Source organism: Microbispora corallina, from assembly GCF_016863035.1.
Taxonomy (GTDB): Bacteria; Actinomycetota; Actinomycetes; order Streptosporangiales; family Streptosporangiaceae; genus Microbispora; species Microbispora corallina.
Map to the genome: position 1 here is coordinate 1 of NZ_BOOC01000077.1, position 7,470 is coordinate 7,470.

Here is a 7,470-nt window from a genome sequence, read left to right on the forward strand (position 1 = left end):
CCCACGGGCGGCGGCGCCGGGCAGATCAGAGGCGTCAGCTCCGGCCGCTGCGTGGACGTGCCCAACTCCAGCACCACCGACGGCACCCAGCTGCAGATCTGGGACTGCCACAGCGGCGCCAACCAGCAGTGGTCCTACACCTCCGCTCAGGAGCTCCGGGTCTACGGCAACAAGTGCCTGGACGCCGCCGGCACCGGCAACGGCGTCAAGGTCCAGATCTACAGCTGCTGGGGCGGCGACAACCAGAAGTGGCGCCTCAACTCCGACGGCACCATCGTCGGCGTCCAGTCCGGGCTGTGCCTGGACGCCGCCGGCCAGGGCACCGGCAACGGCACGCAGCTCCAGATGTACTCCTGCTGGGGCGGCAGCAACCAGAAGTGGAGCTGGAGCGGGCTCTCCTGAGGTCGCACCATCCGTAACGGGCTGATGGCCGGGGTCGACACGACCCCGGCCATCGGCTTTCCCGTGCTCCGCCGCCGACGCGGAGCCGTTCCGCGAACGACGGGTGCGGTGGCGTGAGTCATCCAGCGGGGAGCCCCCGCGCGCCCCCTCGGTGAGCGCCGTCGCCCCCAGCGCCGGAGGTTGACAGCCTGTAATCGTCACCTGAGGATCAGAACGGTGCGAGACGGGAGTGCGTCACGAATGACACGCAGATACCGCATGCCCAAAGTGAAGCCGGAGCACAAGCCGTTCAGGCTTGCCGGCGGAACCGTTCGAATCGGTGGCGACACCCACGGAATCGCCGCCGAGATCGACGATCCGGAGGGCTGGGTGTGGACGGCGCTGCACCTGATGGACGGGACTCATGACCCCGACACCATTGCGACGCTGTTGTCGGACCGTTTCGCCGACCTTCCCTCGGTTCGGTCGACGGCGATTGTCTCGGCTTTGATGGCCTCGGGTTATGTCGAGGACGCCGCCGCCATAATCCCGTCGGAGCTCAGTGAGCGAGAGCTCGATCGTTACAGTAGAAGCCGTGCGTTCTTCCGGCGCGTCGATCTCACCCCACGGGAACATGATTGGGAGCTTCAACTCAAATTGAAGCGTTCCCGGGCAGTCGTACTCGGTTTGGGCGGCACCGGCTCGCACGTGGCATGGGCACTGGCCGCGGTGGGAGTCGGGGAAATTCACTGCGTCGATCCCGACCGGATCGAGTTGTCCAATCTGAACCGCCAGATTCTTTACACGGAGGACGACATCGGCCAGTTCAAGGCGGATGTCGCGGCGAACCGGATCAGCCGGGTCAACTCCGATGTCACCGTCACCCGCTCACGGGAACGGGTCGAAAGCGAGGGCGATCTCGCCCGGCTCGTGGACGGCTACGACGTCCTGGCGCTCTGCGCGGACGAGCCCCGGGGCGCGGAGAACATCAAGGTCTGGGCCAGCCGGGCCTGCGCCGCCGCGGGGGTGCCCTGGGCCGGCGGCGGTTACTCCGGGCCGGTTGTCACCTGCGGCGTCTTCGCACCACCGGAGGGCGCGTGTTACGAATGCGTGAGTGCGCAGGCGACAGCCGATCGGCCACCGGAGATAGAGGTCGATCTCGGCGGCCCCGGCGTGATCGCCTTCTCGGCCGGAATCAGTGGTCAGATGGTCGCGCAATCCGTTGTCTCTCTCATCACCGGCGTGCCGGATCCGATGCCGGGGACATTGCGAGCCATGAATCTCGCGGTGCTCGGAGACCACGACGTCTTCCAAGCTCTGCCGCGCGCCGACTGCACCAATTGTCATCCCTTGACTTCTTCTGTGAATCGATCATGATCCTCTGTGGGGGCTTCGAAACCTCGTGGCCCAACAGAACGGAGAGGAAGTTCTCGTGGCAGAGGAACGCGAAACGCATCCTGTACCGGACGAGGTCGAAGAACTGCAGGCCATCTCGATCCGGAAGCTCGACAAGATCGAGACGACGGGGTTTGACAGCAACAGCCACGGCCAATAGGCGTGGCCGTCGCGGCTGAGCCGGGATATTCCGGCTCAGCCGCGTGTCACTGGGGGAACACGATGAGCAGGGAGCGTTCGCTCATGCCGGACGCGCGACGGATATGCCTCACTCCGGGGACTGTTCTCTCCGTCGTTTCCGTACCATGACCAGCAGGGTCGTGCTGCACGAGCTCGGCGTACGAATGGACCGGGGGGAGTGGATCGTCGGGCGCGTCTCGACCGGCGATTTCGTGGCCCTGCCGGACGTCGGCATGCGAGCTCTGCGTCTGCTGCAAGACGGTCTCCCCACCGGGGAGACGCAGAGGCGGCTTCGGCAGGAGACCGGCTGCAAGCTGGACATCGACTCCTTCGTCCGGCAGCTGGCAGACGCGGGGCTGGTGGCGGCCGTCGACGGCAGGCCGGTCCCCACGCCGGACCCGCCCCGTCCGACCTTTCCGCGGTTACGCCCGGAAAGCGTCCGCTGGACTCTGCATCCCGCCCTGCACGTCTGCGTCGTGGCGCTGATCGCGGTCGGTGTGATCCTGCTGGTCAGGCAGCCCGCGTTGCTGCCCGACTGGCGCGCGCTCCTGTGGAGCCCGAGCGGGGCGGCCGTGCTGTTCACCCGGATCGCCATCGGCTGGCTGATGCTTTTCATCCACGAGATGGCGCATCTGGTGACCGCTCGCGCGGCAGGGGTTCCCGGACGGGTCACGTTCGGCACGAGACTGCAGTTCTTGGCCGTGCAGACCGATGTCTCGGCTATCTGGCTGGCACCGCGCCGGGTGCGGCTGACCGTCTACCTCTCCGGGATGGCGGTGGACATCGCCCTGTGCGCGATCTGCGTGATCCTCAGCGTCCTGACGGGTCCGCATCCCGCGTACTCGATCGCGCTGCTCACCGGCATGGTCGTCCTGGCCACCCAGGCATGCGTGTTCATGCGCACAGACCTGTACTTCGTGCTGCAGGACCTGACGGGCTGCCGCAACATGTACGGCGACGTCATCGCCTATGCCCGGCACGGGCTGACGCGGCTGCTGGGGCGTCGTCGTCCCGGCCCGATCCCCCAGGTGAGCCGCCGCGAGCGCCGGTGGCTGGTCGTCTACGCGATGGTGCTCGTGGGCGGGACGATCGCCTGTCTCGGCGTCTTCGCGACCATCACCCTTCCCGTGACGGTGACCCTGGTGGTCCGGTCGGCGCAGACCCTGATCTCCCCCAGCGGCCCGTCGGAGACGCTGGACGCCGTGGTGGTCCTGACGATCCTGGCGACGACCCAGATCCTCTGGCTACGTGCCTGGTGGCGCAGACACGGTCGTCGTCTCCGCCGCAGAACCGGAGACGCCGGCGTCTGAGCAGCGATCCTCGCGTCCGGTTCACGCACCGGTACCGGTCAACCCACCCTTGCCGGCCTCGGCCCGGATTCGCCGGACGTGGTCGAGTATGACGCCGGCGACGAGTTCCGGCCGGTCCCGGTGGATGTGATGCCCCGCGTGCTCCGCGACGACGTGGACGGCGTCGGAGGACAGCCGTACCAGGTCCGCCTGAAGTGGGGACCAGACGGCCTGGAAGCGGTGGTGGTCGGCGGTCGCCTTCACGTCGGTGGCCGGCGGTTCGTCGGGGCTGGATGAGACGACGGTGAGCGGAATCGCTCCCAGGGTCGGAGCCCGGCGGCGGACCTGGACGGGGTTGACGGTGATCGCGGCCGCCGTCTCACGCAGCTCGGTGCGGCGGTGCCGGTCGCTGAGGTCGAAGGCGATCCTGGTGGACAGGAGCTCCGGCGGCAGGCGCCGGGCCTCGGCGTCGCGCTGGGCGCGGTCGCTCCATCCGGCGTCGAAGGCCAGGCGCCGAAGGCCCAGCGGTGTCAGGCGTGAGCGCAGCATCTGCCGGGCGAGGGCGGTTCTCGTGCCGTGCAGCAGGCGGAGCTGCTCGGGATGGCTGGAGTCGACGAGGACGACCGCCGCCACGGTGCCGGGACTCTCGGCGGTGAACAAACGGACGACGTTGCCTCCGGCCGAGTGCCCGACCAGGACGTACGGCGGGAGGATCCCTGCCTCGTCCAGCGCGCGCCGCAGGTCGCGTGCCGCCGCCAGCGCCGGTCCCGCCCACGGGGACGGGTCGCTCCACCCGAGTCCGGCGCGGTCGTACAGGACGACCGACGATTCCACCGCCAGCCGGGGTGCCAGCGCGGCCCAGTTCAGCCCGGGCTCGCCCAGTCCGGGCACGACGACGACGGCCGGCGGGCCGGTGCCCGCGGTCCACAGGTGGATCCGGCGACCGCCGATGTCGACCATCCGGCCGGGTGGAGGAAACCGGCGGCGATCACGCCGGGCGCCGTACGTCTGGTAGACGGCGCTCATGGCCCCACCGGCGGCCACACCCGCGACGAGCCCGGCCAGCGCCCTGACGACGATCCCCCTGTCCCGGAACGGTCGATTCATCACACTCCACGTACCTTTTGGAGGGGCGAGAGCCCGGTCGCGTCGTGATCACCTTGACTCCGTTATTCGTACAGCGGATTCGGCGGCCGAATCAACAACGAGGAAACGTCCATACCGGGTCTCGGCTTGTCCGGGAGCGCATCACCCCGGCTCCGGCAGGTCCATCGACGCGAGCCTGGCCGGGTCGATCAGAGCCGCGATGCGGGCGATCCGGCCGTCGACGACGGTGAACGCCATGACCGACAGCGGGGTGCCGTCCTCGCGCCACGACACGAACCCGGGAAGGCCGTCGACGAGCACCACCCGCCCACGCGCGGCTGCGCCGGCGCGCGTTCGGCTTTGCGCGCCGGCGGCGACCTCGGTGGCGCCGAGGACGACGACCACGCCGCCGGGGGTGTCGACGGTCAGCTTCACCTCGGGGTCGAGCACGCGTAGCAGCCCCTCGAAGTCGCCGTTGCGAGCCGCCGACAGGAAGGCCTGGACCACCTCGCGCTGCTCCCGTCCGGCCGCCGCCGGACGCTCGGTCGCCTGCACCTTCCTGCGGGCGCGGCTGGCGAGCATCTTGGTCGCGTCGGTGGACTTGCCGAGGATCTTGCCGATCTCGTCGAACGGCACCGCGAACAGGTCGTGCAGCACGAACGCCAGCCGCTCGCTCGGCCTGAGCGACTCGAGGACGACGAGGAGCGCGAGCCCGACAGAATCGGCGAGCGCCACGTCGTCCTCCGGCGCGGGGCCGTCGTCCACCGTCACGACGAACTCGGGCAACCGGTCGTCGTAGGACGCCTCAGGATGGGCCTGCCGCGACCGCAGGACGTCGAGGCTGATCCGGCCGACCACGGTGGTCAGCCAGCCGGCGAAGTTGTCGATGGTCGCCACATCCTGCCGGGAGAGCCGCAGCCAGGCCTCCTGCACCACGTCCTCGGCGTCCGCGTGCGATCCGAGCATGCGGTAGGCGACGGCCCGCAGCCGGTCACGCTGGGCCTCGAACGCCGCGGCCACCGGGTCTGTCGGGCTGGTGTCGGACATGTCGTTACCTTCCTCGGATCTGCTCCGTCATGGGTGATGACGAGCCCGGATGGGCGCACGTAACCGAATGAAGGAGCACGACGATGGAAGCACGTATGAAGAGCTCGGGGAATCCCGACGTATTCGCGGCGATCCAGCAGCTCAACAAGGCGATTCAGGCCGGTGGCGTCGACCCGCTCCTGCTCGAGCTGGTCCACCTGCGGGCGAGCCAGATCAACGGCTGCAGCCCCTGCGTGTTCGCCGGGGTCGAGTCGGCGAAGAAGCACGGAGAGACCGATCAGCGGCTGCACAACGTGGTCACGTGGCGCGAGACGCCCTTCTTCACCGAGGGGGAGCGGGCAGCGCTCGCGCTGACCGAGGCCGCCACCCGGATCCAGGACGGCGCGCCGGGCGTGACCGACGAGATCTGGGACGCCGCCGCCGCTCACTTCGACGAGAAGCAGCTGTCCGCGATCGTCCTGGAAATCGCGATCACCAACTTCTTCAACCGGATCAACCGCACGCTCCGGGAGCAGGCCGGCAAGACCTGGTGAGCCGGGCGGGGCGTCATCCGTCCGGAGGCCGCGCCTCCCGCGATACGGGTGACGCCCCGCCGAGACGCGGATCGGCCGGTACGGCGTGACGCCGCCACGGCCGGCGGGCCCGAGGTGCCGGCGTCCGCGACCAGCCGGAGAACCGCCCGTCCGGACGTCGGGCGGGCGAAAGGCCGCGCGCGGCGGCGTGGAGCGCCGTCGCCGTGAACGCTCGCAGGCGTGGCGCGACTTATGCGTGAAGTGGGCTCCCGCACAGTGTCGTCTCGCTGCTCTGGGACAGCGGTCTCCCACAGGAGAAGAGCCCCGCTACGTCACATCATGGTGGGCGACGACAAGCACGAGCAGGAGCACCGGCAGCGTCATGAGCCGCCACAGGTGAACCGCCTCCTCATCGGTGACTCTCCTGGACGGGCGGCTCCAGGGACGTGGTGTCCGTCCGCGGGTCCGCCCCGCACATGGCCGCAGGCTGCGGCCCTCGAATGTGAGCGTTAACACATCTTCTCGGTCGCGGTTCCTTCTCTGTCGGGTGGGCTGTGGTGGCAGCTCGGAGCCAATACGAGACGAAGAGGCGATGTCAAGGACGGCACCGCGCGCCCATCGTGGGGCGGCGGGACGGGCGTGCGGCCCCATCAGGCGTTATCGGGGACCGCCCTGTGCGCCGGCCGGAGGGGTGCTCTGAAACTTTCTTGGGGGACTTGACACATTTCGGCATGGTTTCCAAACTTTGTCCCCGAGGCGGCTTCCTCCAGCCATGTGGTGGTGCGCGGTGAGGGCCGCCGTTCGCGACGCCCTGGTGGTGTGCGTTCCCCGATCACGGGACGCGGCGTCGATCGCGCGGAGTGATCCCCGCGCTTTTCCTGCAACGGCTCCCGCGCGGTTCCACGACCTCCGTGTTCACCGCGAACGGCGCCGCGGCCACCCCGACCGCTACCTGCACCAGCTCTTGACGGCGGCCGGACATGATGATGAGGAGATTACAGATGCGTCTGCCCTGGCGAGCGCGGTCACCGCGCCCCTCCGCCGTCGCGACCGCGGCGCCGCCCCGGCGGGCCTCGCGCCGCGGCCTCGCGATCGGCGCCCTCTCGGTCCTGCTGGCCGGAGCCGGCATGCTGGCCACACAGCCCGCTCAGGCCGCCGTCGCCTGCCGGGTCGACTACACCGTCAGTTCGAGCTGGCCGGGCGGCTTCAACGCCAGCGTCACCATCAACAACCTCGGTGACGCGGTCAACGGCTGGCGGCTGACCTGGTCCTTCGGCGCCGGCCAGCAGATCACCCAGATGTGGAACGCCACCCCGGCCCAGTCCGGCTCGTCCGTGACCGCCACCAACGTCTCCTACAACGCCTCCATCCCCTCCGGCGGCAGCACCAACTTCGGGTTCAACGGCTCGTGGAACGGCAGCAACCCGGTGCCCACGTCGTTCGCCCTGAACGGCGTGACCTGCGGCAACACCGGCACCCCGACGCCGACCCCCACGCCCACCCCGACCCCCACGCCCACTCCGACGCCGACTCCGACGCCTACGCCGACTCCGACGCCCACGCCGACCCCGAGCCCTTCG

General features: G+C 69.4%; 8 protein-coding genes. 6 read left to right on the forward strand and 2 right to left on the reverse strand.

Annotation, left to right across the window (positions count from 1 at the left end; all coding sequences use genetic code 11):
- The 4 genes from Mco01_RS38480 to Mco01_RS38490 form a co-directional block, all read left to right on the forward strand.
- Positions 1–402 (forward strand): RICIN domain-containing protein (locus Mco01_RS38480; RefSeq protein ID WP_204061757.1); only part of this gene is annotated, 402 nt, incomplete at its 5' end.
- A gap of 258 nt (positions 403–660) precedes the next feature.
- Positions 661–1,758, forward strand: a complete 1,098-nt coding sequence (locus Mco01_RS38485; RefSeq protein ID WP_204061758.1) for a HesA/MoeB/ThiF family protein — start codon at positions 661–663, stop codon at positions 1,756–1,758.
- Between the two features lie 55 nt (positions 1,759–1,813).
- Positions 1,814–1,936 carry a hypothetical protein gene (locus tag Mco01_RS40025; RefSeq protein WP_275410697.1) on the forward strand — a complete coding sequence of 41 codons (123 nt, stop codon included), beginning with the start codon at positions 1,814–1,816 and terminating at the stop codon, positions 1,934–1,936.
- Positions 1,937–2,081: 145 nt separating this feature from the next.
- Complete coding sequence (locus Mco01_RS38490) at positions 2,082–3,266, forward strand: hypothetical protein (protein ID WP_204061759.1); 1,185 nt, start codon at positions 2,082–2,084, stop codon at positions 3,264–3,266.
- A gap of 21 nt (positions 3,267–3,287) precedes the next feature.
- Here Mco01_RS38490 and Mco01_RS38495 read toward each other — a convergent pair whose 3' ends face one another.
- Together Mco01_RS38495 and Mco01_RS38500 are read right to left on the reverse strand one after the other, a co-directional pair.
- A complete protein-coding gene (locus Mco01_RS38495) occupies positions 3,288–4,352 on the reverse strand; it encodes an alpha/beta fold hydrolase (protein ID WP_204061760.1) in 1,065 nt (354 codons plus the stop codon).
- Positions 4,353–4,493: 141 nt separating this feature from the next.
- Entirely contained in the window at positions 4,494–5,378 is an 885-nt protein-coding gene (locus Mco01_RS38500; RefSeq protein WP_204061761.1) for a sigma-70 family RNA polymerase sigma factor, read from the reverse strand.
- An 83-nt stretch (positions 5,379–5,461) separates the two neighbouring features.
- Between Mco01_RS38500 and Mco01_RS38505 the strand changes: the two genes are divergently transcribed.
- A complete protein-coding gene (locus tag Mco01_RS38505) occupies positions 5,462–5,911 on the forward strand; it encodes a carboxymuconolactone decarboxylase family protein (RefSeq protein ID WP_204061762.1) in 450 nt (149 codons plus the stop codon).
- A 980-nt stretch (positions 5,912–6,891) separates the two neighbouring features.
- On the forward strand, positions 6,892–7,470 hold a 579-nt coding region (locus tag Mco01_RS38510), incomplete at its 3' end, for a cellulose-binding domain-containing protein (protein ID WP_204061763.1).

Bases quoted from the DNA above. Each gene is read 5' to 3' on its own strand.
- Mco01_RS38485 (WP_204061758.1), top strand. From the start codon at position 661: ATGCCCAAAGTGAAGCCGGAGCACAAGCCGTTCAGGCTTGCCGGCGGA.
- Mco01_RS38490 (WP_204061759.1), top strand. From the start codon at position 2,082: ATGACCAGCAGGGTCGTGCTGCACGAGCTCGGCGTACGAATGGACCGG.
- Mco01_RS38495 (WP_204061760.1), bottom strand. From the start codon at position 4,352: ATGAATCGACCGTTCCGGGACAGGGGGATCGTCGTCAGGGCGCTGGCC.
- Mco01_RS38500 (WP_204061761.1), bottom strand. From the start codon at position 5,378: ATGTCCGACACCAGCCCGACAGACCCGGTGGCCGCGGCGTTCGAGGCC.
- Mco01_RS38505 (WP_204061762.1), top strand. From the start codon at position 5,462: ATGGAAGCACGTATGAAGAGCTCGGGGAATCCCGACGTATTCGCGGCG.